Raw genomic sequence first — 21,975 nt, 5'->3', positions numbered from 1 at the left:
CTTTATGCGGCCTGTGGCGATTTTCCCTTTATTCAACTGTTGAACTCCCGTTTTGTCTGTTGACAAGGAATAGGCGAAACTATATAATGAAGAAAAAGCAGGGAGACTTACAGCTTGAAATTGCATACATATAATAAACAAGAAAAGAGGTAGAGCAGTATGGCAAGTTGGAGAGAGAAACTGAATCAGGCGGCGCAGAACACGATTTCCAAGAGCAAAGAGGTGGCGGAGATCGCCAAGCTCAACGTGGAGATCGGCTCGTCGAACCAGAGCATGAAGAACATCTATACGGAAGTGGGGAAATATGTGCTGGAGAACGGCCTTCTGTCCGAGGATGAGTCCGTGGCGGAGTGGGCTGCCAAGGCTGCCGACATCAAGGCGGAAATCGAGGCCAGCACCGAGAGGATCAAGGCATTGAAGAACGTCAACACCTGCCCGGGATGCGGCGCGGAAGTGCCGAAGACCAGCAAATTCTGCGACAAGTGCGGTACGCCGATCGTAGTCACCAGCACGGAGCCCGTAAAGGAAGACGAAGAAATCATCGATGCGGATTTCAGCGAGGCTTCCCAGGAGGCAGAGGCGGCGCAGGCCCAGGAGGCAGGCGGCGAGGCAGCGGAGTCCGCGGCGCCCAAGGCCGGATGCTGCTGCGCAGAGGCCCAGGAGGCTCCCGGGGAGAACTGAGCCAGGCCCTTAGGCTTTTGTACCGGAGGATTCCGGGCAGAGGAGGAGAGGGAGCACAGAGAAAAGAGGGGAGGTGGGCATTCTGCGCAACATGGAATTCAAAATGGAGCGGAAAGGGCTCCTGGAGCCCGGACAGCGGATTACCGTCACGGAAGGCCTGCTTCCCAGCAACTATTACTATGTGATAGACCCGGCGCTGGCCATGTCCGCCAACATCCCCTTCCGCTATCGCTTGAAAAGCAGGGAGGGCATCGTGGTGGACGTGGTGGAGAACGCCAGGGGCTTCTATGTGACGGCCCAGTTCGACGAGCCGGAGATAGAGGAGCGCTAAGGCCCGGCCGTAAAGGCGGCCCGGCCCGGAGCAGACGAGAAAAACGGAGGAAACAATCATGTTAAAGAAGATTTCGACAGACAAGGCGCCCGCGGCAATCGGGCCTTATTCCCAGGGCATCATCGCAAACGGCATGCTGTTCGCGTCAGGCCAGATCCCCATCAACCCCGCCACAGGAAATGTGGAGGGCGAGGACATCACCGCCCAGGCGGAGCTGGTGATGAAGAACGTGGGCGCGCTGCTCGCGGAGGCGGGGACGGACTATACGAATGTAGTCAAGACGAGCTGCTTCCTGGCGGATATGGGCGATTTCGCTGCGTTCAACGAAGTGTATGCCAGGTATTTCACAGAGAAGCCGGCTAGGAGCTGCGTCGCCGTGAAGACCCTGCCCAAGAATGTCCTCTGCGAAGTTGAAGTCATTGCCGTAGTCAACGGATGAAGGACAATATCGTGCTGATCGGAATGCCCGGGGCGGGGAAGAGCACCGTGGGCGTGGTGCTGGCCAAACGGCTGGGATACCGCTTCGTGGATTCCGATCTGGTGATCCAGGAGAAATATGACAGGCTGCTCCATGAGCTGATAGAGGAGCATGGAGTGGAGGGATTCTGGCGGATCGAGGAGGAGGAGAACGCCTCCCTGAACCCCAGGAAGAGCGTCATCGCCACAGGCGGGAGCGTGATCTACGGCCCCCGGGCCATGGAGCATCTGCGGGAAATCGGCACCGTGGTCTATCTGAAGCTGCCTCTGGCGGAGGTGGCGGAGCGGCTGGGGGACCTGAATGCCAGAGGGGTGACCCTGAGGCCTGGCCAGACCCTGGCCGACCTGTACGCGGAGCGGGTGCCGCTCTACGAGAAATATGCCCATGAGGTGGTGGACTGCCACCACATATGGATTCGGGACGTGGTCCGCAAGATTGCGTCCCTGCTGTGACGGACATGGATCCGGCGCTTACAATCTCCAAAAGATGAGCCACTGGTTGCCGGTGGCTTTTTTATTTCCGCGAGCAATGAGCCAAGCGGCCGTGCTTGCACGGCCAGTTGGCGAATGCCGCGAGGGTCAAATACCCCGCTGCTCTGCAGCGTTGCAAGCTTGATACCCCGTTGCTTGCAGCGGGGTATTTGATTGAGGACATGCGTGCCCCGTAAACATACATAATTTCCATCGAAATGACAGATACTTGTTTACAGGAAACAAAACAAGCGGGCAGCCGCCCCGGGGGGACTGTCTGCGGAACAGGAGTGGATTTATGATGGATTATGTGAATGCCTTTTGGGTGGGGGGCCTGATATGCGCGCTGGTGCAGATCCTGATGGAGAAGACCAAGCTGATGCCCGGGCGCATCATGGTGCTGCTGGTGGTGGCGGGAGCCGTGATTGGGTTCCTGGGATGGTATGAGCCCTTTCAGGAATTCGCCGGGGCCGGGGCCAGCGTCCCCCTGCTGGGCTTTGGGAACGTGCTGATGAAGGGCGTGAAGGAGGCGGTGGACGAACAGGGGCTGCTGGGCGTGTTCGCAGGAGGCTTCAAGGCCGGGGCGGTGGGGACTTCCGCTGCGCTGATATTCGGCTATCTGGCCAGTCTGGTATTCAAGTCGAAGATGAAGCATTGAATGCCCGCATGGCTTTTGTCAGTCGAGCTCCTCATAGGCGATGCCCTTGCCGTCCAGGTATCTGCCCAGCGCCTTGTCCCAGATGGCATCCGGCATCTTGGACAGATGGAAGGTGCGCAGGGCAGTGCCTGTGGTGAGGGTGGCCTTCGCGCCGTCATAGCGGATGTTCAGCACCAGGGCCTTCACCTGGTCGGGCGGCACATCGCAGTTCTCCTTTTCCAGCAGGGCAGCCGCCTTGTGGGGCATCAGATGCAGCACGAAGCGGAAGAACAGGGGCGTGCGCCTGCCCTTGATCAGGTCGAAGCACAGACCCTTGAGCTGGCCCCAGGGGCGGAATTCGTAGATATCCTTCTCCTTGTCGTCCTCGTCCCCGCTGTAGAATTCCTGGTTCACATGCCCGTCTATGCGGTAGGTGCAGGCAGTGCCGATGACGGCCTCCTCCAGCAGGAAAGGCTCGAAGGTGTCCGCCACCAGGAGATGGTTCATGAATTGTTTCATGGAAGTGATCTGCAGTTGTTTCATGGAAGTCCTCCCGACCGTTCGGTCTAATCGCAATGGAACCCTGAATGAAGTCCGTATTGAAAAGGATTATAGCAGAAATCCGGCATGTGGTCAATCGCATGGCAAAAAGTTGGATAATATGCTTTACAGATATCGGAAATATGTGCTATTATATATAGTAATGAAAACTATATGTGAGAGAAGATGAAACTGAATAAAATGAAGAGCCGGGACCGATAAAATAGTTTTCATATCTGTGAAGCGGATCCGGCTGATAGGAGTCAGGATGAGCTATAAGATTGTGGTGGACAGCTGCTGCGAGCTGCCTGCGGATTTCCTCTGGGACAGGCGTTTTGAGAGGGTTCCCCTTGGGCTGGAGGTAGGGGACTATAACATATTGGATGACGAGAATTTCAACCAGGCGGAGTTCCTGCGGAAGGTGGCGGAATACCCTAAATGCCCGAAATCCTCCTGTCCGTCGCCGGAGCGCTTCATGGAAAGCTACCGCGAGGATGTGGATCATGTGTACGCGGTGACCCTTTCCTCCCATTTAAGCGGCAGCTACAACAGCGCCCGGCTGGGGAAGGACCTGTACCATGAGAAATACGGCGGGAAGCAGATCCACGTAGTGGATTCGGAGTCGGCCAGCGGCGGAGAGGCCCAGATCGCGCTGAAGATCATGGAGCTGGAGGAGAGCGGCCTTTCCTTTGAGAAGATCGTAGAAAAAATAGAGGCTTTCCGGGACAGCGTCCACACCTACTTCGTGCTGGACAATCTGGAGACCCTGCGGAAGAACGGCAGGCTCTCCGGCGTGAAGGCCCTGGTGGCCTCCACCCTGAACATCAAGCCCGTCATGGGCGCGGACAAGGGGGAGATCATCCAGAAGAGCCAGACCATCGGCATCAAAAAGGCCCTGAGCAAAATGGCGGAGTTCGCGGCCTCGGAGGTGGGCAACGCGGCGGGGCGGCGGCTTATCATCACCCACTGCAACGCGGCACAGCGCGCGGAGCAGGTGAAGCGGATGATTCTGGAAAAGGCGGGCTTCAAGGACTGCATCATCATGGACACCAGGGGCGTCAGCAGCATGTACGCCAATGACGGCGGGGTCATCGTGACCACCTGAGAGGCCGGAGGCTTCCAGCGCCATTTTGCATGAGGCTGCCGTCTGGGCCGGTCCGCACAGAGGGCGGCGTCCGGCGGGATTAGTTCAGGCTGCGACAGAGGAACAGGGCCAGGAAGGCCTGTGCCGCGAAAATGGCGGGCATGCCGTATTTGAAGTACCAGTGCTTTGTCTTATGGCGGAAACGCCGCATGCCCAGGGTACAGCCCAAAGCGCCGCCCAGGAACGCGGTGAGGAACAAAGAAGCCTCCGAGATGCGCCAGGCACCTCGGACGGCTCTTTTTTTGTCTATGCCCATGAGGGCGAAACCGATGATGTTGATGATAAAAAGGTAGCCAGTCAGGATGATCAGGAATGCTTCTTTCATATGTTCCTCTGCTCCTCGCTTTCTGCCGTTTCCGGATTATCGCCCTGTCGTTTATCTTCGGATATGGGCCACCACCTCTGCGGGGATTTCAAATTCCACCGTGCCCATGTACATGGGAGCCACATCCCCCTCGTTGAAGCCGATCACCACATTGTCCTTTTCGTTCAGATAGAAAGAGGTTTCATCCGTGATAGCCTTGAAGTTCCACTCCTCTATGTCATCGTTCAGCCAGTAGTATACGCTCTCGTCCGCGTCCATCCGGGCCTGCATCTGCTCCTTGATGTTCTCGCTGATGGGGGTGATATAGTCTGCGCCGTCCTGGAAGAGGTCTTTTAATTGTAACCTCTCTCCGGTGTTCAAGTCAATAGTATAATAATAATTCCACTGATATCCGCTGCCCGCACCCTGGTAGCAGATGAGCTTCAGGGTAAAATAGTCCTGCTGTGTGGCCAGCACCTCGCTCTTTACCACCACGTTCTGATAGCCCTCCTGGTCCTGCATGTGGGATTCGAACTCGGCGATCAGGTCGTCCGTGATTTTCTGGATTTCCGCGTTGATCTCCTCTGTGGAGCGTTCCAGCTTCTCCTGTACGTCGCTGTCCTGGGGGAGCTGCTCCAGCTGGATATCAGGCAGGTGGAGCTCCGGTACGGAGATGTCGGCCATGTGCCTGTCGGATTCGTACTCATAGTCGCGGAAGGTCACCGCGCTGGCCAGAGGCCCGATGAGGGGAATCTGCTCCATGGCGTGGGCGATGGGGTAGGAGAGGTTCGGCAGCGTGACGAAGATGCCGACTGAGGCCGCGGCTGCCACTGTGAATCGGATGATGCCCGTATGTCTGCTGTTCTTCCTGTCCATATTCTTCGCCTCCCTGATGGTGCGCCGCAGCTGCGCTACCTGGTGTTCCGACATCTGCGGCCTCTGATATTCGTCTCTGTAGGATCTCATCTTTTCTTCCAATCTGCTGTCTGTCCCAGCCAGGCTTTCTGTGTCCGGAAAATTACGCTCCATATGCTGTCCCTCCTTTTTCCGCTTCGTCCAGAAGAAGCCCCTGCAGCTTCCTGAGGCCGCGGTATAGCCTGCTCTTGACCGTGTTCACATTTTCTTCCAGAATGTCCGCGATCTCCGAAAGCTTCATGTCCTCAAAATATTTCAGGATGACTACGCAGCGGTCTTTTTCTGTCAGCGTATCCAGGGCGTTCTGCAGATCCACGTCCGCGTAGCAATCCTCGGCGGCCTTTCCCTCCAGCCCGTACTTATCCAGCATGTCTTCGTAGGAAGAGTCGCTGGGGCGCTTCAGATGCTGGAAGCATTCGTTCAGCATGATGCGGTAGACCCAGGTCTGGGCGTACTGCGGCTCTTTCAGGGTGTGGCTGCTCCTTATGGCCTTGTAAGCGCCGTTCTGTACGATGTCGAAAGCATCGGCTTCATTGTGGGCATAACGGTAAGCCAGCCGATAATATTGGTTGTACCGTTCCAGAAGTATCTGCTCCACCAGCTCCCTGTTGGCATTCTCCCGTTTCTGTGAAAATAGGCTCATGGCTTTTCCCTCCTTTCTCAAAGGAGCCGTTCGCGGATTGTTCCTGAACGGTTCCTCAGCCCTTTGAAAGATTAGATAGAGCGTATGCGAGAAAAGTTTCATGGAAAAATTTTTTTTCAAAAAAATCCCCTGCCGGGCCCGGAGGCGCGACAGGGGGAGACGATATCGATATGACGAAAAAGGAGACGCCTTAGAACAGCTTGTCCACACCCTGCTCCGCCATCTTCATGGCCCTCACCTTGCAGGACAGGCCGAAGAGGTTGATGAAGCCCTCCGCGTCGTGATGGTCGTACAGGTCGCCGGTGGTGAAGGAGGCGATGCTCTCATTGTACAGGCTGTAGGGGGAGGTGGTCCCGGCCTTGATGATGTTGCCCTTGTAGAGCTTGAACTTCACCTCGCCGGTGACGTACTTCTGGGTCTCCTCGATGAAGGCCTGCTCGGCCAGGCGCAGGGGGGTGAACCATTTCCCTTCATAGACCAGGCTGGCGAAGCGGCCGCCCATCTCCTTCTTCATGGCGTAGGTGTCCCGGTCCAGGATCAGCTCCTCCAGCTGCTGGTGGGCCTCCATGAGGATGGTGCCGCCGGGGGTCTCGTACACGCCACGGGACTTCATGCCCACCACGCGGTTCTCCACGATGTCGATGATGCCGATGCCATGCTTGCCGCCCAGCTCATTGAGCCTGCCGATGATGTCGGAGACTTTCATCTTCTCCCCGTTCAGGGAAGTGGGGACGCCCTTCTCGAAGGTCATGGTCACGTACTCGCCCTCCTCGGGAGCCTTCTCGGGGGTCACGCCCAGCACCAGCAGATGCTGGAAGTTGGGCTCATTGGCGGGATCCTCCAGCTCCAGTCCCTCATGGCTGATGTGCCAGATATTGCGGTCGCGGCTGTAGGAGGAATCCGCGGAGAAGGGCAGGTGGATGCCGTGGGCCTTGCAGTATTCGATCTCGGATTCACGGGAATCCATATTCCACTTATCGTTCCTCCATGCAGCGATGATCTTGATGTCCGGGGCCAGGGCCTTTATCCCCAATTCGAAGCGGATCTGGTCGTTGCCCTTGCCGGTAGCGCCGTGGCAGATGGCGGTAGCGCCCTCTTTCCTGGCCACCTCCACCAGCTTCTTGGCGATCAGGGGCCTGGCCATGGAAGTGCCCAGGAGGTACTTGTTCTCATAGACGGCGCCTGCCTGTACGCAGGGCACCACATACTCATCGCAGAACTCATCGATGACATTCTCGATGTAGAGCTTGGAAGCGCCGCAGGCCAAAGCCCTCTCCTCCAGTCCGTCCAGCTCCTCCGCCTGCCCGCAGTCCACGCAGACGCAGACGACTTCATAGTCGAAATTCTCCTTCAGCCAGGGAATGATGGCGGTGGTGTCAAGGCCGCCGGAATAGGCCAATACTACTTTTTCTTTCATGAATGGGAATCCTCCGTTTTGCTATGTATTGTCAGGTTGTTTTTTGCCTTTACACACTATACAACATTATAGCGGGAAATGCAATATTTCCCGCTGTAAGTTCTCCGTTATTGCTGTTGCGGAGGCAACGGCTGTGTCAGAGGGGGCTGCTGGTAAAGCTTACGCTCAATCTGTCTGCGCTCCATGGCAATCTGTTTTAACGCCTTTTCATCATCTGTCACGGCTTCGATTCTTTCCAATATGCTAAGTTGGTCGAACAAATTGCAGTTCAGTTCTTTTTCACCAGGCATATGATCACCTACTTTCTGAAAATGCAGTTGGCATTGTGACACTTTTATTATAGCAATTGGCGTTTATGGTGTAAAGGATTTATTTGTCTTTGCAGGGGCATTTTTATTCCTCTGAATGCCATGGACGGCTGTCTGTGGAAAATGATGCTTGACAGAAAACCGTATCAGTCATATAATACGGTTATGGGAACTGTATTATATGACTGATACGGTTTGGAGCGTGGGAAATGATATCATTTGAAGGATTCGTCTTAGAGGACAGCGGCCCTGTCTACCTGCAGATCATGCGCTACATCCGGCAGGGGATTGCCGCGGGGGCCATAGGCGACAGGGAGGAGGTGCCCTCCAGGAGGGCGCTGTCCGCTCTGCTGGGCGTGAACCCCAACACGATACAGAAGGCCTACCACATGCTGGAGGAAGAGGGCATCCTCCAGTCCCGCTCCGGCGCGAAGAGCTACACTAATGTGGACCGGGACACCATAGAACGGATCCGCCGGGAGCAGCTTCGCAGCGAAACCTCTGCCTGGGTGAAGGCCATGAAGCAGATGGGAGTCTCCTGGGAGGAGGCGGAGGCCCTGGCGGAGGAGCTGTGGACGCTGGAGGGCAGGCCGAATCGGGACGCGTGATTCCCGCAGGGAGGCGGATGCGGTTGTTGCCGGAGGATGGAAGCGGGGGGAGGAGGAAAGATGGGAACAGAGAGACCGAAATCAAAGAGAAAGAAGGATACGGCAGGGGCCAGCCTGTCCCTGTGGGCGCTGCTGGCGAGGAGCAGCTTTTATAAGATACTGGCGGCAGTGGCCCTCCTGGCAGCGGGAGGCGTTTCGCGGCGCTGATGGATTTTTTCCAGCTTCCGGAGAGGACTGCCATAAAGCATTATTCCACAGGGCAGAAGAACCAGTTCGAGGTGATCCTGGCGCTGTGCCAGGGGGCGGAGTACATCCTGATGGACGAACCCTTTACAGGGAATGACGTGTTCAACAGGGAGGACTTCTACAAGGTGCTGCTGGGGATTCTGGAGCCGGAGGAGACCATCCTCCTGTCCACCCATCTCATAGAAGAGGTGGAGCGGTTCGTGGGCAGGGCGGTGCTGCTCAAGGACGGCAGGGTGGCGGGGGACATGTCCGTCCTGGAGCTGGAGGAGCGGGGCAGCTCTCTGCTGGAATATGTGAAGGAAACTTACGGATACCGCTCCGACCGGGTGAACAGGGCCCTGGGAGAGCTGACTGGCGGGAGGGAGATATGAGGAAGAGCCTGTGGGTGGCGTTTTTTTGGATGGGCCTGGCGCTTGTGGGCATTCCCCTTGCCTGGGCGCTGGTGGACAGTGGGAAGGAGAGGATCCTGATTACGGAGGAAGTCCTGGGGGGAGATCCGGAGGCGGCGTCCGGCGTCACGCTGCGGGTTGCGTCCCATTGGAGCGGGAATCTCCTGTGGGATACGGAATATACCGTGGGCAGCGGCCAGGCGGCGCGCAGCGGGTTCACCTTTTCGGCCGGCGGCGTGGAATGGGGATATGGGCAGAGGAGGTCCGCAAGTGCGGATTTCCTCTACGGGGCAGGCTACGGGACGGCCATCACTGTGGAGGGCTCCCTCCTGAATCCGGAGAGCGTTCTCTACCCTGAAATCGCCCGGGCAGTGGCAGGGCGGACCCGGGACGGAGAAGCGCTCAGGGAGACAGTCAGGATCGGCGATTATTACGAATATTATCCCGTCATAGAGTTTGGGATTCAGGGCACCTCCGTTGACTACAGCATCGAATGCGGGCAGAGCGGGGACTATCTGTCGGAACTGTTCCGTATCCCTACGGCTGAGGACAGGATAGAAGTCACGCTGGAGAGGGACCAGGCGGGGGATTTCATCTCCTGCGCATGGGAGAAAGTCCTGGATTCCGGAAGCGCGGTACTGGCGGACGCATCGGCCTTTGGGGAGACGGGATGCTATTATGCTTTCTGCCTGGAAGACCCGCAGACAGGGGAGCGGGCCCACCGGGGCGAGAACTGCGGTCTGTTCTATCTGCCCTTTACCGGGGAGGACGGGTGGATTCAGGTGGATCGGACCCGGATGCGGAGGATAGGCAGCCTGCCGGAGGATGCGGTTCCTGTGGGAATGCTCCTGGAGGAGGATAGGGAACGGCTGTACCTGACTGTGAAAGGGAAGGAGGATTACAATCTCGTAGTCTACAAGCTGTCGGATGGGGTGCCGGAGCTGCTCCAGGTAGCGGCGCTGGGCCAGGAAAGGCTCTTTGGGGCAGAGGGAGCGGAGGGGAGCCGGTATCTGGCGGATTTGGACATAGAGCTGGAGCTTCTGGCCGCCGAATTCAGTTCCATGACCCGGGAGGAAGGCGGGCTGCTGATGACCTGGAGCGACAATGGATTCTCCTTTGTGACGGAGGAGGACGGGGCATGTGCGCTGTGGTGCAGCGGACAGTTTCCGGAGCAGCCGGAAGAGGAATACATGGGCACAGGCCGGGGATGGACGGCGAATCACATGTTCCCCGGAGAAAGGGCATGCCTGTTCGATGGGGAGAGGCTGGTTCTGGCTGCCTTTGAGGACTGGGACAGCCTGAATGTGCTGGTGGCGGTCTATGACCGGGACGGGGAGGCCTTTTCCGGCCTGTACAGGCACAGCGGGACGCAGGATGATCTGCACGGGATGGACCGGAACCGCATGCGGCCCCAGGGGTGGAAAAATTATTCCTTTTTGGAGGAACGCTATCTGACGGATGTGTATGTCCGGGGGACGGGAGAGGAGGTGAAAGCGCTGGAGCTGTGCCCCGCCAAAGATTTTACCCGCTAGAGCGTGTTTGAAAAGGGTTGCAAAGCGGACAGGCCGGGGCTATACTGAAAGGGAACCGCGGGGCGGGAAGTATACGGCGCGAAGCGCAGGCCGGGCCGATGAGCGCAATCGAAGCGGAGGCAGGCGGCATGCTTTACAGGAGGAGAAAAATGGAGATACGAAAAGATGACAGCCAGAACATGGGAATCCGTCTGCTGAAGAAAGGGCAGAACGGCATCCTCCACGCGATATTCAGCCGGATGGGCCTCTTTGTGGTCCTATTGGCGGCGCAGGCGCTGTTCCTGGTCAGTACCTATCTGTGGTTCCGGGAGTTCCGGCCGCATATCATCAGCGGCCTGGCTGTGTTCACCGTGGTCATGGTGCTGTATCTCCTGAACTGCCGCCTGGACCCCACGGCCAAGATCACCTGGCTGGTGGTGGTGATGCTGACCCCGGTGTTCGGGGCGCTGCTGTATTTCTATACGAGGATGGACATCGGGCACCGGGCGCTGAAAGCCCGTTTCAGCCATATCATTGCCGTGACGAAGGACAGCATCCCACAGTCGGAGGAGGCGTACCGGAGCCTGGAGGAAGAGGATCCGGGAGCCGCGGCCCTGGTGCGCTACATACAGCGCAGCGGCTGCCATCCGGTGTACCACAGGACTTTAGTCACTTACTTCCCTCTGGGGGAGGATAAGTTCGCGGAGCTGCTGCGGCAGCTTGAGGGAGCAAAGCATTTCATCTATCTGGAATATTTTATCATCGCGGAGGGGATGATGTGGGGTGAGGTGCTGGAGATTCTGGCCCGCAAAGCAAAGGAGGGCGTGGACGTGAGAGTGATGTATGACGGCACCTGCGAGTTCACGCTGCTGCCCCACAAGTACCTGAAGCTCCTGCGGAAGCTGGGTATCCGGTGCAAGGTGTTCGCGCCGGTGTCCCCCTTCATCTCCACCCATTACAATTACAGGGACCACCGCAAAATCCTGGTGATAGACGGCCATACCGCATTCAATGGCGGCGTCAACCTGTCCGATGAATATATCAACCAGGTGCAGCGCTTCGGCCATTGGAAGGACACTGCCGTCATGCTGAAGGGGGAGGCGGTGAAGAGCTTTACCCTGATGTTCCTGCAGATGTGGAACATGGACGAAAGAGAGCTGGAGTTCGGGAAGAGCCTGGCTTATCCTGCCATGCCCGGAGGGCAGCTCCCTGGGCAGTCCGAAATTCAACCTGAAGCTCAGCCCGAAGTTCAGGCCGTGGAGCAGCCCGAAGTTCAGCCCGTGGAGCAGCCCAAGGGGAATGCGAAAGGGTATGTGGTGCCCTACGGGGACTGGCCCCTGGATGACGACAAGCTGGGGGAGCGGGTCTACATGGACATCCTGAACCGGGCCAGGCGGTATGTGCACATCATGACGCCCTACCTGATACTGGACGGCGAGATGGAGACGGCCCTGAAATTCGCGGCGGAGCGGGGCGTGGAGGTGGCGTTGATCCTGCCGGGCATCCCGGACAAGAAGATGCCCTATGCCCTGGCCAAGACCCATTACAGGTCCCTGCTGGAGTCCGGGGTGAAGATTTACGAATACACCCCCGGGTTCGTCCATGCCAAGGTCTTCTGCTGCGATGGGAAGGAAGCGGTGGTGGGAACCATCAACCTGGACTACCGCAGCCTCTACCATCATTTCGAGTGCGCCACCTATCTGTACGGCACGGATTGCATAGCGGATATCGAGGCGGATTTCCAGGCCATGTTCCCCAAGTGCCGCCAGGTGACGCCCGAGACGGTACGGAAAGAAAAATGGACTATGAAGCTGGCAGGGGTGCTGCTGAAGGCGGCGGCGCCGCTGCTGTGAGGGTTTGACGGATAGGAGCGGCCTCTGACGGGACGGAACTATTCGGAAAATTAGAAAGGGTATAGAAGACAGATATGTGGATATTATATGCGTGCGGCTCGGCCCTGTTCGCCGGGATTACGTCTATCCTGGCCAAATGCGGCATCCGCAGGACGGACTCCAATGTGGCCACGGCGGTGCGGACGATCGTGGTGCTCCTGTTCGCCTGGATCATGGTGCTGGTGGTGGGCTCCGGCTCCCAGATAGGGCAGATAGAGGGGCGCACCCTCCTGTTCCTGATCCTGTCGGGGCTTGCCACAGGGGCTTCCTGGCTGTGCTATTTCAGGGCCCTTGCAATCGGGGACATCAACAAGGTGGTGCCCATCGACAAATCCAGCATCGTGCTGACCATCCTTCTGGCATTCCTCTTTCTCCATGAGACCATAAGCCCAGTGAAGGCGGCGGGAGTGGCGCTGATTGCAGTGGGCACATTCCTGATGATCGAGAAAAAGGAAGGGGAAAAGAAGCCCGGCGGGGAAGCTGTGTCAAAATCCGGCAGAAGGAACAAAACGCCGATCTTCCATGGAAAAAGCTGGTTCCTCTATGCGTGCGGCTCGGCAGTGTTCGCCAGCCTCACGTCCATCCTGGGGAAAATCGGCATCACCGGCGTGGAGTCCAACCTGGGCACTGCCATCCGCACAGGTGTGGTGCTGGTCATGGCCTGGGTCATGGTCTTCGCCACGGGAAAGCAGAAGACCGTAAGGGAGATCCCGCCGAAGGAGCTTGGCTTTATCTGCCTGTCCGGGCTTGCCACAGGCGGTTCCTGGCTCTGCTACTACAAAGCGCTCCAGGAGGGCCCCGCCAGCGTGGTGGTGCCCATCGACAAGCTCAGCATCCTGGTGACGGTGGCCTTTTCCTGGATCGTGTTCCGGGAGAGGCTGTCGCTCAGGTCCGGCCTGGGGCTTGGGCTGATCGTGGGGGGAACCATGCTGATGCTGTTCTGAGGGCAGGCGAAAGGAGTATTTCATGGAAGGTGGGGGAGAGATGGAGCAGGAGATTGTTTTATATCACGGGAGCCAGCAGATTGTAGAATTTCCGGAAATCCGTATGGCGCGGTTCAACAAGGATTTTTATTTTGGCTTTTACTGCACGCTTTTTCCGGAGCAGGCGAAGCGATGGGCAGGGCGGTTTGGCAAAGGAGTGGTAAACGAATATATCTATGTACCAAACAGTCATCTAAAGGTGCTCTCGTTTCCGGACATGACAGAGGAATGGCTGGATTTCATCGTAGCCTGCCGTCTGGGGAAAGCCCATTCTTACGATATCGTGGAAGGCCCCATGGCAAATGATACGATTTTCAATTATGTTCAGAACTTTGCGGATGGCAAGATTTCACGGGAGGCATTCTGGGCATTGGCAAGATTCAAGAGACCGACGCATCAGATTAGCTTCCATACGGTGAACGCTTTGTCCACGCTTACTTTCGTGAAAGGATATGAGGTGGGCCATGAAGAATGACAGCAATCTTTTTTTCACCTGCAGCCTGATAGAATTCATTGGCAGACGGCAGAAGCTGAAGAGGTCTGAGGTGGCGGCGGGGCTGGGGGAAAAGAATCTGCGCCGCATCTATGAGTATGCAGATGTCTTCCACTGTGAGCCCATAGAGAAGACAGCGGATGAATTCATCACAAGATGCGGCTTGCCTAATGGGGATTTCGACAATGAGGATGCCTGTAAATATCTGGTTCCGGATTATTGGACGATCGGCGAAGTGTACGAACGCCTGATTGAGGATGTGTGCGGGGATGACACGATCGGGACATTGCAGGAGGTATATGCCTCCTGGATCGACGGCTCCATTTCCGATTATAATTCGGATTTTTATTATCAGCCGCGGGATTATATACGGGAATGCTACCGTGAGGGGAAGATTCTGTAAGAGAGGATTGCAGTCTGCCGCAAGGGGCATGCCCTGGGAAAAAGCATGCCCTTTTTCGCTTGCGGCCCTTACCTGCAGTCCTTCGCCAGGACATTCCGCAAAAAGCCCACATAAGTCACCACGAAATACACGGCGTACACGCACAGGAACAGCAGAAAGGCCAGCCCGAAATACCCTGCCGCCGCCGTGTGGGTGCCGGTGTGGACATTGAACTTCCAGCCCAGATACATGGATATCGTCCCGCTGATCAGCGCCGCGAACAGGATGGGGCAGAGGTAGAAGCCGGCCAATTGCTTTAAGATGACCTTCGAGATCTCCCGCTGGCCCAGCCCGATCTGGTGCAGCACCTGATACCGGAACCTGTACTTGGCGGAGTCCGAGAGCTGCTGCACGGAGAGCACTGTCAGCGCCACGCAGACGAACACCAGGCCGATGTAGACCAGAGCGAAGATGATGGAGGACAGCATGAACTTCACCTCCGGGATCAGGTTGTCCCTGACGATGTTCGTGACCACATATACCACGATATTGTCCGTTCCGCAGGCCATGTCCGTGTTTTCGCGATGGCCGCCCAAGTCCATGATGCTGTCCCCGGAGGGGAGGGCGTCCAGCTTCCGCAGCAGGTCGTCGGGGGCGGGGCCGTCCAGGTTGACGGTCAGCAATCGATAGTATGGTTCCATGCGCTCTGCCGTCCGGTCAGTGACGATGAGCAGATAATCCGCGCCATTGTGGCCGTCCTGGGAAAGGGGCTCCGTATAAATGCCTGCGGGACGGAGATATGTCGGGTGCTCAGTAGTTCCAGAAACGGGATTCGCCATGACTTCCGTCTCTTCGGAATGCGGCTCTGCCATAGTCCTCTGTTCCCCGGAATGCGACTCCGCTGTAACTTCCGCCTTTCCGGAAACCGGATCCGCCGAGACTTCCGCCTCTCCGGAAACCGGATCCGCCGAGACTTCCGCCTCTCCGGAAACCGGATCCACCGAGATTTCCGTCTCTCCGGAAACCGGATCCGCCGAGACTTCCGCCTCTCCAGAATCCGGATCCGCCATAATCTCCAGCTCCCCGGTGAAATCCCCGGTCTCATCCCAGACGCGCTCCTTCAGGTGCAGCAGATATTCCCCTTCCTCTAATTCCACAGGCAGCAGCCCCGCCATCTCCCGGAGGCGGTTATAGTCGGAGAGGGCCAGATAAGTGTCATGCTCATAGTAGGCCCAGATATCGTCCCTGCCAAGCGCCTCCCGGTCCAGGCCGCCGTTCCCATCGGTGTACGCTCCCCCGAAGGTCTTCAGATGGGTGTACAGCCATGCGTTCACCGTGTCGGTTCCGTTCTGGCGGATATCGTAGATCAGGGCTTCCTCCACGCTGCATTCCCGGTTCAGCAAGTCCAGCTCCTCCCGGAAGGTATCCGAGGTGTCGCTGCTGAAGACCATCACGTCGAAGGGCCATTTGTCCAGCAGGGTCTGGTTCTGGTAGTCATTGAACATCAAAGCGATGGCGCAGCCCAGCAGGGCCAGGACGAACAGGGAGGTCAGGGTGCCCAAGGTAAACCGCAGGGTCTTCAGCTTGGAGGAGAACTGCCGCAGCAGGAACAGGTTCTGGCCTTTGAATATCCCGGATCCCTTCCGGCGGATGTAGCAGATGACCCAGGCCGCAACGCCGGTGTAAAAGACATAGATTGTCACCACCAGTCCCAGGAGGAAGCCCAGTATCACAGGGACGTTCCACGCCTTGAAGAAGAACAGGAACAGCGCAAAGGCCAGGAGAAATGCGCCGGAGAGGGGCAGCAGCCAGCGCTTCGCCTGTTCATGGGACTCCCGGATCTCCTCATTCTGTTTCTGGCTGCCCATCAGGGCATGGATGTTCATCTTCCGGAATTTGCCTCTGCACCGGAGAAGGGCCAGCAGGTAGCATCCGCCATAGCAGGCGGCTGTGGTGATAAGGCATCCCATGCTCCATTCCAGTCTGGGGCGGTATTCCATCATGATCATGCTGTACAGGATCGCCAGCAGGATCTGCTGCAGCAGAATGCCCAGAGCCAGGCCTCCGGCAAAGGCGGCGCCCCCCAGCAGCAGGCTCTCCCGCATGTACAGGCGGGAAATCTCCTTCTTTTTCATGCCGATCAGCAGATAGATGCCGAACTCCCGGCTCCTTTTCTCCAGGATGAAACGGACCATGTAGTTGATCAGCCACGCCACGATCAGGACCACGAAGAAAGTGGCCAGGCCCACCAGGACCGCGAAGAGGACGGCCATCTCGAACAGCTGCTGTATCTCCCTGGAGAAGAGCAGGGAGTGGAAGGCGAACATAATGGCCGTTACCAGCATCATGGTCAGGAAATACACCAGATAATCCCTGGCGGAGCGCATCACATTGCGCAGGGCAAGCTTACTGAGCATCGGACAGTTCACCTCCTGTCAGGGACAGCACGTCCAGTATTTCGTTCAGGAATTCACGGCGGCTTTTCCGCCCCCGGCGCAGCTCGTGGAAGATCTGCCCGTCCTTCAGGAACAGGATTCGCCCGCAGTAGCTGGCGGAGAAGGCATCGTGAGTCACCATGAAAATCGTTGCCTTCAACTTCCCGTTCATGTCCGTGAAGGTCTCCAGCAGGGTCTGGGCGGAGCGGGAGTCCAGCGCCCCAGTGGGCTCGTCCGCCAGCAGCAGCTTGGGGCGGTTCACCAGGGCCCTGGCGCAGGCGCAGCGCTGCTTCTGGCCGCCGGAGACCTGGTAGGGGAATTTGTCCCGGATGTCGGCTATGCCCAGGAGGTCCAGCATCTCCCGGCAGCGGGACAGGACCTCCCGTTTTTCCCTTTGGTGCAGGCTTAATGCCAGCAGGATATTCTCCTCGATGGTGAGGGTATCCAGCAAATTGTACTCCTGGAACACGAAGCCCAGGTTCTCTTTTCGAAATTCCGATAATTTATTTTCGGAAAGCTCCGTGATGTCCACGTTTTCGTAATAGATATGTCCGGCGGTGACGCTGTCGATGGTGGACAGCATGTTCAGCAGCGTGGTCTTGCCGGAGCCGGAGGCCCCCATGACGCCCACGAACTCGCCCCTGTCCACACGGAAACTGACCCGGTCTACAGCCTTGGCCACAGCCGTGCCGCTGCCGTAATATTTCTCCACATCGCATACCTGGATATAGGATTGCTCCATTGTCTGAACCTCCCTTTGGTGGATTATATCCTCTCGGAATCTCCAGGCTACATATTACGCGGCTTTCAGCAGCTCCTTTGGAGCGGTTCCCCCACTTTTCCAGGTGCCCTCCTGCCACAATGCCTGACTCTGCTTTCTGAAATTCCGAGAGCCTATGGATTGAAAGACCGCCAGCCATATCTGCCCGCCGCGGACAGATTGGATGTCGGCAGTCTTGAGTATAGCAGATATGGGAAGGATGTGGTATGGGTTTTCTTTGCGGGAATCTTTCGATATCGAAAGACATGGAGAGGAATCATGCTTTGGGCGATTTGACCGGCAGAGAGAGGCCGGAGAGATAATCGCTGACCGGGAATTCCAGAGAGATGCGCGTGCCCCGGCCCGCCACAGATTCCGCCAGGATCCGTATCCCCAGCTTCAGACAGAGCTTCCGGCACAGATACAGCCCCATGCCCGTGGCCCGGGCGCCGCTTCTGCCGTTGGTGCCGGTGAAGCCCTTATCGAAGATTCTGGGCAGCTCCTCTTCGGGGATGCCGCAGCCATTGTCCTCCACCGTCAGGAGGACATTGCGCCCTGCCCGGGCGGTGGAGATCCGCAGCACAGGCTCCGTGTCCCGCCTGTATTTCACGGCATTCAGGACGAGCTGCTCCAGGATGAAAGCGATCCATTTTGCGTCGGTATAGACCGTATCCGGGCAATGGACGCTGGCCCGTATATGGTTTTCTATTAGAGCGTATTTGTTTTTCAGAAGGACCTCCTCCGCGGTCTGCTGCAGGGTGGCCTCCCTGATGAGATAATCCTGGTACACCTGGTCCGAGCGGGCATAGAAGAGGGCCATGTCCACATAGTTCTCCGTCCGCCGGTTCTGGGCCAGGATGCGGCGGGCGGTATCGTCCCTGCGCCTCTCACAGAGCAGATAGATGTCCGCTATGGGAGCCTTTATCTCATGCACCCAGCTTTCGATGTACTCCCGGTACTCCTGCCCGGCGTCCTCCACAGAGCGGATCCGCTCTATGACGGACTTGTTGGATCTCCGGATCATTTCCCGGTACAGCCTGTCCTCCAGCCGGAAGGAAGCGGGCATCAGCTCGCCCAGCAGGTATTTCCGGTCAGCCTGCTCCAGGATCGCCTCCATCTGCTCGAAGTAGCGCTTCCTGCGAAAATATTCCGTGAGGAACCAGGCGGTGAGGACGATCAGCCAGGTGAGGAGGATGAGGCAGCAACAGCCCGGGGGATAGGCCGTGGCGATCAGGAAAGCCGTGAGCAGCATCATGCAGGCGATATGGAGCATCAGCAGCAAAAGCCTGTCCTTGCAGTAATCCGCGAACTTCATATAGAATACCCCATTCCCCGCTTCGTCCGGATGAAATCAGACAGCCCCAGGCCCTCCAGCTTCCCACGGATGCGGGTGACATGGATGCTCAGGGCATTGTCGTCCAGGAAGACGGCATTGTCCCACAGATATTCCACCAGCTCTGTGCGGGACACGATGCGTCCTTTGTGCCGGAACAGGCAGGCCAATATCTTCAGCTCGTTTTTGGTCAGCTCCGCGCTTGCGCCCCGGAAGCGGACGCAGCCCCTGGCCAGATCCAGCTCTGCGCCCCGATGCTCCAGAACCGGCTCCTCCTCCCCCCTGCCCGCCCGCTTCAGCACGGCGGTGATATGGGCCAGCAGGAGGGCGGGCGGGAAGGGCTTGGTGATGTAGTCGTCCCCGCCCTGCAACAGGGCAGTGACCTCGTCCGAGGCATCCGCCCGCCCTGTGACGAAGATGACGGGCACATCCGAGGATCTGCGGATCTCGGCGCACACATCGAAGCCGGACTGCCCCGGGAGGTTCAGATCCAGCAGGATGAGGTCCGGCGAGACGGCGGAAATCTGTCCGGCGATATGGTCTAACCGGGTCAGCGCCGTGACGCGGTAGAGGGAACTCCGCAGGAGGCCCGCCAACTCCAGGCGGAAATCCTCGTCGTCTTCTATAATCAGGATATGCATGCGCCGCCTCCTTTCGGATTCCGCAGATGAAGACGGGGCTGTGGGAATCCTGTCAGTTCCCCACAGCCCCGGTACGAACGGGTGTTCTGGTGCGCCGGGGCATGAATTCCCGAGTAATCAGTGCTTGATGTCCGCATCAGAACTGACGACAACGCAGTACTGGGGTGGACAGCGGGTACTGATTGCTCAAGGATTCACGCATCGGGGTACTAGTCTCTTCTGGGATTCTTATCCCTGATGATGGGCGGGATCTGGGAGAGCATATTGTCGATGTCCTCGAACATGGCGCTCTTGGTGGTGCCCAGATTGCTGGCCCGGCCGATATGCTTTATGACCTCCTGGTGCTGGAGCTTTATCCTGTCGAAAAACTGGCAGAGCACCTGCAGCGCGTTCTGGGAGTCGCCTATGACGCCGGAGATCTCTGCCTGCACGGAGGAGGTGCCCTCCGCCACGGTGCTGATCTGCTGGAAGGATTCGGAGGTGCCGTTGACGATGCCGAAGCCCTGATCCAGAGCCGACTGGGATGCCAGGATGCTGGAGTTGAGCTGGTTCGCCCCCGATTCCACATCGTGGATGCCGGTGTCCACGTCGTCGGTGAGCTCCTTGATCTCCCTGGCCAGCTCCCGGACCTTTTCCGCCACCACGGCGAAGCCCTTGCCCTGTTCTCCGGCCCTGGCCGCCTCGATGGAGGCGTTTATGGCCAGGATATTGGTCTCGTCCGCGATGGACACGATCTTGCCCATGCACTGCTGGATGTTCTTCACCGCTGTCTGCAGATAGGCGAAGGTATTCTCCATATCGGCGTAGGTCTGCTGCACCTTCGCGGAAGTGGCTTTCAGCTCCTCCACCATGCCCTGGGCTTCCGACACGGTCTGGGTGATGTCCGTCCGCACCTGGTCGAACTGCCCCGCGGCCTGATTGATGCTGGCGAAGGACTGTCCGAAGTCCTGGAGCTGTTCCTGGAAATGGTCGGCCTCAGCCAATACGCTGCTGAAGGAGTTGCCGATCATGCTCAGCTCGAACAGGGATTCCACTTCCTTTTTGGCCAGATCCTTCTGATAGCCTTTCAGGCATTCCGTCACATGCAGCACGGGATAAAGGCTTTTTTCATCGTGGCGCACCTGCCCGTTCTTTGAAGGTCCTTTCTTTGAAAACAACATTATGTATCCTCCTGATTTCAATTCCGTCAAGTGTCCGATGGCTTTTCACGGTCATTCAAATACCACACAGGTCATGGACTGGTTCACGAACTGACTGTTGTAATGCTCTCCATAGCCCACCAGGCCCGCGTGGCTGCCGAGCTTTGCCATCTCCTGCAGGTAGGTGGCCATGTAGCGCTGCTCGGTGAACAGCTTGTAGCGGAACAGGCAGTTCACGGAGAAGACGGCGGAGCGCTTGGGGAAGTCCCGGCAGATGTCCGCTATGGTCTTGTCCACGATGGCCCGATAATCTCCCAGCTCCAGGAGGACCAGCACATCGGAGTCGTTCACCTGCCGGAAGCAGGCCAGGGAATTCCCGTTGACTTCCTTGATAGAGACGATGCAGGTGTCGTCCCCGTTGAGCTTGCCGAAGGGGTTCTTGAAGGTCTGGGTCAGGATCTCCTGATCCGTCACATGCAGGATGCTCTGGTATACTTGCTTGGCCGGGTTCCCGTTCAGGGAGCCGATGATGTAATTGGCCCGGTCCGTATTGGAGGCGATGAAGCGGTAATTGCCCATCTGGTGGTAGATGTTCTCCTTATAGGTCTTGACCCGGCCGTTCTGGTTGCGCACCAGGGCGTAGGCCACGGAATCCTCGTAGACTTTGCCGTTGGCGGACACTTTTCCGCCGTCCCCCGTGCCTCCCACAAGCTGGATGCCCCGGCTCCGCAATGACGTATAGAGCGTAGTCAGGACGCAGGCATCGTTTCCGCTGCAGAAATCGATGCATACGGTGTCCTGCTTGGATCCGTTTATCTTCCTGATGTCCGCCTCCAGCCGGTCTATATACTTCACCGGCATGACGGATACCTGCTCCAGCACATTGGCCGTAGCGCTGACCCCTCCTGAAAAAGCGATGATGCCCACACCGTTTTCCACCACTTTGGTGTCATAGCTCATTCCGATGCATCCGATGCTGGGGATGCCAGGGTAAAGCTTCTCAAGGGCTTTCACATGCTCCTCGAACTGGGCATTGTTTGAAAGAAGCATGATGAACTGCGGGCTGTCCAGATTGCGGACCGCTTCCGACAGATCCCCGCGATTGCTCATTCCGAAAAATTGCCTCATGCAGCAGCCTTCCTTTCATAAATATATATATTTTATAAATATCTTGATAACAGCATTGATTATACCTTATAATAAAGCATATCGTCAACATGAATTCGCCATTTTTTGGATAGAACGCCCGAAGGGACGGCGGGAGCATGATGGATGCATAAATATGCATTATCTCA

Annotated in this window: 26 protein-coding genes; 14 read left to right on the top strand and 12 right to left on the bottom strand. The window is 57.5% G+C overall.

From position 1 onward, the window contains the following. The first annotated feature begins 159 nt into the window (after positions 1-159). The 5 genes from Q2B33_RS08160 to Q2B33_RS08140 all read left to right on the top strand — a co-directional run bounded on the left by Q2B33_RS08160 (position 160) and on the right by Q2B33_RS08140 (position 2,618). Positions 160-681 (top strand): zinc ribbon domain-containing protein, encoded by a 522-nt coding sequence (locus tag Q2B33_RS08160; protein WP_300571748.1) that lies wholly within the window; start codon positions 160-162, stop codon positions 679-681. A gap of 82 nt (positions 682-763) precedes the next feature. Beyond that, positions 764-1,012, top strand: coding sequence for a hypothetical protein (locus tag Q2B33_RS08155; protein WP_300571801.1), 249 nt, complete (start codon positions 764-766; stop codon positions 1,010-1,012). A 58-nt stretch (positions 1,013-1,070) separates the two neighbouring features. Beyond that, positions 1,071-1,451, top strand: a complete 381-nt coding sequence (locus Q2B33_RS08150; RefSeq protein WP_300571750.1) for a RidA family protein — start codon at positions 1,071-1,073, stop codon at positions 1,449-1,451. Then, entirely contained in the window at positions 1,448-1,942 is a 495-nt protein-coding gene (locus Q2B33_RS08145; RefSeq protein WP_300571752.1) for a shikimate kinase, read from the top strand. The genes Q2B33_RS08150 and Q2B33_RS08145 overlap by 4 nt, the downstream gene beginning before the upstream one ends. 319 nt (positions 1,943-2,261) lie before the next feature. Next, positions 2,262-2,618: a SpoVA/SpoVAEb family sporulation membrane protein gene (locus tag Q2B33_RS08140; RefSeq protein ID WP_300571803.1), complete on the top strand. Its 357-nt coding sequence runs from the start codon at positions 2,262-2,264 to the stop codon at positions 2,616-2,618. Positions 2,619-2,636: 18 nt separating this feature from the next. Here Q2B33_RS08140 and Q2B33_RS08135 read toward each other — a convergent pair whose 3' ends face one another. After that, positions 2,637-3,140, bottom strand: coding sequence for a DUF5721 family protein (locus Q2B33_RS08135; RefSeq protein ID WP_300571754.1), 504 nt, complete (start codon positions 3,138-3,140; stop codon positions 2,637-2,639). A gap of 265 nt (positions 3,141-3,405) precedes the next feature. On the opposite strand from Q2B33_RS08135, the gene Q2B33_RS08130 reads away from it, so the two are divergent. Then, entirely contained in the window at positions 3,406-4,242 is an 837-nt protein-coding gene (locus tag Q2B33_RS08130; protein ID WP_300571756.1) for a DegV family protein, read from the top strand. Positions 4,243-4,321: 79 nt separating this feature from the next. Here the strand turns inward: Q2B33_RS08130 and Q2B33_RS08125 are convergent, their stop codons facing one another. The 5 genes from Q2B33_RS08125 to Q2B33_RS08105 all read right to left on the bottom strand — a co-directional run bounded on the left by Q2B33_RS08125 (position 4,322) and on the right by Q2B33_RS08105 (position 7,850). Beyond that, positions 4,322-4,606 (bottom strand): DUF1294 domain-containing protein, encoded by a 285-nt coding sequence (locus Q2B33_RS08125; RefSeq protein ID WP_296462286.1) that lies wholly within the window; start codon positions 4,604-4,606, stop codon positions 4,322-4,324. 51 nt (positions 4,607-4,657) lie between these two features. Continuing rightward, positions 4,658-5,551, bottom strand: coding sequence for an RsiV family protein (locus tag Q2B33_RS08120; protein ID WP_300913946.1), 894 nt, complete (start codon positions 5,549-5,551; stop codon positions 4,658-4,660). 52 nt (positions 5,552-5,603) lie between these two features. Further along, positions 5,604-6,143: a sigma-70 family RNA polymerase sigma factor gene (locus Q2B33_RS08115; RefSeq protein WP_296462290.1), complete on the bottom strand. Its 540-nt coding sequence runs from the start codon at positions 6,141-6,143 to the stop codon at positions 5,604-5,606. A 190-nt stretch (positions 6,144-6,333) separates the two neighbouring features. Then, positions 6,334-7,560: an argininosuccinate synthase gene (locus Q2B33_RS08110; protein ID WP_300571761.1), complete on the bottom strand. Its 1,227-nt coding sequence runs from the start codon at positions 7,558-7,560 to the stop codon at positions 6,334-6,336. Between the two features lie 107 nt (positions 7,561-7,667). Then, positions 7,668-7,850 carry a hypothetical protein gene (locus Q2B33_RS08105; protein WP_300571763.1) on the bottom strand — a complete coding sequence of 61 codons (183 nt, stop codon included), beginning with the start codon at positions 7,848-7,850 and terminating at the stop codon, positions 7,668-7,670. 227 nt (positions 7,851-8,077) lie between these two features. Between Q2B33_RS08105 and Q2B33_RS08100 the strand changes: the two genes are divergently transcribed. The 8 genes from Q2B33_RS08100 to Q2B33_RS08065 all read left to right on the top strand — a co-directional run bounded on the left by Q2B33_RS08100 (position 8,078) and on the right by Q2B33_RS08065 (position 14,393). Beyond that, on the top strand, positions 8,078-8,476 hold the full coding sequence (locus Q2B33_RS08100) for a GntR family transcriptional regulator (RefSeq protein ID WP_300571765.1): 399 nt from the start codon (positions 8,078-8,080) through the stop codon (positions 8,474-8,476). Positions 8,477-8,536: 60 nt separating this feature from the next. Next, complete coding sequence (locus Q2B33_RS08095; protein WP_300571767.1) at positions 8,537-8,683, top strand: hypothetical protein; 147 nt, start codon at positions 8,537-8,539, stop codon at positions 8,681-8,683. Then, positions 8,683-9,093: a hypothetical protein gene (locus Q2B33_RS08090; protein ID WP_300571769.1), complete on the top strand. Its 411-nt coding sequence runs from the start codon at positions 8,683-8,685 to the stop codon at positions 9,091-9,093. Before Q2B33_RS08095 ends, Q2B33_RS08090 begins: the two co-directional genes overlap by 1 nt. Further along, the gene (locus tag Q2B33_RS08085; RefSeq protein ID WP_300571771.1) at positions 9,090-10,643 is read left to right on the top strand and encodes a hypothetical protein; all 1,554 of its coding nucleotides are present in this window, start codon (positions 9,090-9,092) and stop codon (positions 10,641-10,643) included. The genes Q2B33_RS08090 and Q2B33_RS08085 overlap by 4 nt, the downstream gene beginning before the upstream one ends. 149 nt (positions 10,644-10,792) lie before the next feature. Continuing rightward, positions 10,793-12,475, top strand: coding sequence for a phospholipase D-like domain-containing protein (locus tag Q2B33_RS08080; RefSeq protein ID WP_300571773.1), 1,683 nt, complete (start codon positions 10,793-10,795; stop codon positions 12,473-12,475). Between the two features lie 74 nt (positions 12,476-12,549). Next, the gene (locus Q2B33_RS08075; protein ID WP_300571775.1) at positions 12,550-13,458 is read left to right on the top strand and encodes an EamA family transporter; all 909 of its coding nucleotides are present in this window, start codon (positions 12,550-12,552) and stop codon (positions 13,456-13,458) included. A 52-nt stretch (positions 13,459-13,510) separates the two neighbouring features. Further along, positions 13,511-13,972: a DUF3990 domain-containing protein gene (locus Q2B33_RS08070; protein WP_300571805.1), complete on the top strand. Its 462-nt coding sequence runs from the start codon at positions 13,511-13,513 to the stop codon at positions 13,970-13,972. Then, positions 13,962-14,393, top strand: coding sequence for a hypothetical protein (locus Q2B33_RS08065; protein WP_300571777.1), 432 nt, complete (start codon positions 13,962-13,964; stop codon positions 14,391-14,393). Before Q2B33_RS08070 ends, Q2B33_RS08065 begins: the two co-directional genes overlap by 11 nt. 68 nt (positions 14,394-14,461) lie before the next feature. Here the strand turns inward: Q2B33_RS08065 and Q2B33_RS08060 are convergent, their stop codons facing one another. The 6 genes from Q2B33_RS08060 to Q2B33_RS08035 all read right to left on the bottom strand — a co-directional run bounded on the left by Q2B33_RS08060 (position 14,462) and on the right by Q2B33_RS08035 (position 21,808). Then, positions 14,462-16,789 carry an FtsX-like permease family protein gene (locus Q2B33_RS08060; RefSeq protein ID WP_300571779.1) on the bottom strand — a complete coding sequence of 776 codons (2,328 nt, stop codon included), beginning with the start codon at positions 16,787-16,789 and terminating at the stop codon, positions 14,462-14,464. Next, positions 16,779-17,549, bottom strand: coding sequence for an ABC transporter ATP-binding protein (locus Q2B33_RS08055; RefSeq protein WP_300571780.1), 771 nt, complete (start codon positions 17,547-17,549; stop codon positions 16,779-16,781). Before Q2B33_RS08055 ends, Q2B33_RS08060 begins: the two co-directional genes overlap by 11 nt. A gap of 295 nt (positions 17,550-17,844) precedes the next feature. After that, the gene (locus Q2B33_RS08050; protein ID WP_300571781.1) at positions 17,845-18,882 is read right to left on the bottom strand and encodes a sensor histidine kinase; all 1,038 of its coding nucleotides are present in this window, start codon (positions 18,880-18,882) and stop codon (positions 17,845-17,847) included. Next, positions 18,879-19,541, bottom strand: a complete 663-nt coding sequence (locus Q2B33_RS08045; protein ID WP_300571782.1) for a response regulator transcription factor — start codon at positions 19,539-19,541, stop codon at positions 18,879-18,881. Before Q2B33_RS08045 ends, Q2B33_RS08050 begins: the two co-directional genes overlap by 4 nt. 209 nt (positions 19,542-19,750) lie before the next feature. Next, positions 19,751-20,701, bottom strand: a complete 951-nt coding sequence (locus Q2B33_RS08040; RefSeq protein WP_300571783.1) for a methyl-accepting chemotaxis protein — start codon at positions 20,699-20,701, stop codon at positions 19,751-19,753. Between the two features lie 51 nt (positions 20,702-20,752). Further along, positions 20,753-21,808: an FIST signal transduction protein gene (locus Q2B33_RS08035; protein ID WP_300571784.1), complete on the bottom strand. Its 1,056-nt coding sequence runs from the start codon at positions 21,806-21,808 to the stop codon at positions 20,753-20,755. Positions 21,809-21,975 lie beyond the last annotated feature (167 nt).

Source organism: uncultured Acetatifactor sp. (genome assembly GCF_948601915.1).
Lineage (GTDB): Bacteria > Bacillota > Clostridia > Lachnospirales > Lachnospiraceae > Acetatifactor.
The sequence above is the reverse complement of the archived record's forward strand: the minus strand, read 5'-3'. Positions and strand labels throughout refer to the sequence as shown.

Coding starts and splice junctions, on each gene's coding strand:
- Q2B33_RS08160 (WP_300571748.1), top strand. CDS start 160: ATGGCAAGTTGGAGAGAGAAACTGAATCAGGCGGCGCAGAACACGATT.
- Q2B33_RS08150 (WP_300571750.1), top strand. CDS start 1,071: ATGTTAAAGAAGATTTCGACAGACAAGGCGCCCGCGGCAATCGGGCCT.
- Q2B33_RS08145 (WP_300571752.1), top strand. CDS start 1,448: ATGAAGGACAATATCGTGCTGATCGGAATGCCCGGGGCGGGGAAGAGC.
- Q2B33_RS08140 (WP_300571803.1), top strand. CDS start 2,262: ATGGATTATGTGAATGCCTTTTGGGTGGGGGGCCTGATATGCGCGCTG.
- Q2B33_RS08135 (WP_300571754.1), bottom strand. CDS start 3,140: ATGAAACAACTGCAGATCACTTCCATGAAACAATTCATGAACCATCTC.
- Q2B33_RS08130 (WP_300571756.1), top strand. CDS start 3,406: ATGAGCTATAAGATTGTGGTGGACAGCTGCTGCGAGCTGCCTGCGGAT.
- Q2B33_RS08125 (WP_296462286.1), bottom strand. CDS start 4,606: ATGAAAGAAGCATTCCTGATCATCCTGACTGGCTACCTTTTTATCATC.
- Q2B33_RS08120 (WP_300913946.1), bottom strand. CDS start 5,551: ATGAGATCCTACAGAGACGAATATCAGAGGCCGCAGATGTCGGAACAC.
- Q2B33_RS08115 (WP_296462290.1), bottom strand. CDS start 6,143: ATGAGCCTATTTTCACAGAAACGGGAGAATGCCAACAGGGAGCTGGTG.
- Q2B33_RS08110 (WP_300571761.1), bottom strand. CDS start 7,560: ATGAAAGAAAAAGTAGTATTGGCCTATTCCGGCGGCCTTGACACCACC.
- Q2B33_RS08105 (WP_300571763.1), bottom strand. CDS start 7,850: ATGCCTGGTGAAAAAGAACTGAACTGCAATTTGTTCGACCAACTTAGC.
- Q2B33_RS08100 (WP_300571765.1), top strand. CDS start 8,078: ATGATATCATTTGAAGGATTCGTCTTAGAGGACAGCGGCCCTGTCTAC.
- Q2B33_RS08095 (WP_300571767.1), top strand. CDS start 8,537: ATGGGAACAGAGAGACCGAAATCAAAGAGAAAGAAGGATACGGCAGGG.
- Q2B33_RS08090 (WP_300571769.1), top strand. CDS start 8,683: ATGGATTTTTTCCAGCTTCCGGAGAGGACTGCCATAAAGCATTATTCC.
- Q2B33_RS08085 (WP_300571771.1), top strand. CDS start 9,090: ATGAGGAAGAGCCTGTGGGTGGCGTTTTTTTGGATGGGCCTGGCGCTT.
- Q2B33_RS08080 (WP_300571773.1), top strand. CDS start 10,793: ATGGAGATACGAAAAGATGACAGCCAGAACATGGGAATCCGTCTGCTG.
- Q2B33_RS08075 (WP_300571775.1), top strand. CDS start 12,550: ATGTGGATATTATATGCGTGCGGCTCGGCCCTGTTCGCCGGGATTACG.
- Q2B33_RS08065 (WP_300571777.1), top strand. CDS start 13,962: ATGAAGAATGACAGCAATCTTTTTTTCACCTGCAGCCTGATAGAATTC.
- Q2B33_RS08060 (WP_300571779.1), bottom strand. CDS start 16,789: ATGCTCAGTAAGCTTGCCCTGCGCAATGTGATGCGCTCCGCCAGGGAT.
- Q2B33_RS08055 (WP_300571780.1), bottom strand. CDS start 17,549: ATGGAGCAATCCTATATCCAGGTATGCGATGTGGAGAAATATTACGGC.
- Q2B33_RS08050 (WP_300571781.1), bottom strand. CDS start 18,882: ATGAAGTTCGCGGATTACTGCAAGGACAGGCTTTTGCTGCTGATGCTC.
- Q2B33_RS08045 (WP_300571782.1), bottom strand. CDS start 19,541: ATGCATATCCTGATTATAGAAGACGACGAGGATTTCCGCCTGGAGTTG.
- Q2B33_RS08040 (WP_300571783.1), bottom strand. CDS start 20,701: ATGTTGTTTTCAAAGAAAGGACCTTCAAAGAACGGGCAGGTGCGCCAC.
- Q2B33_RS08035 (WP_300571784.1), bottom strand. CDS start 21,808: ATGAGGCAATTTTTCGGAATGAGCAATCGCGGGGATCTGTCGGAAGCG.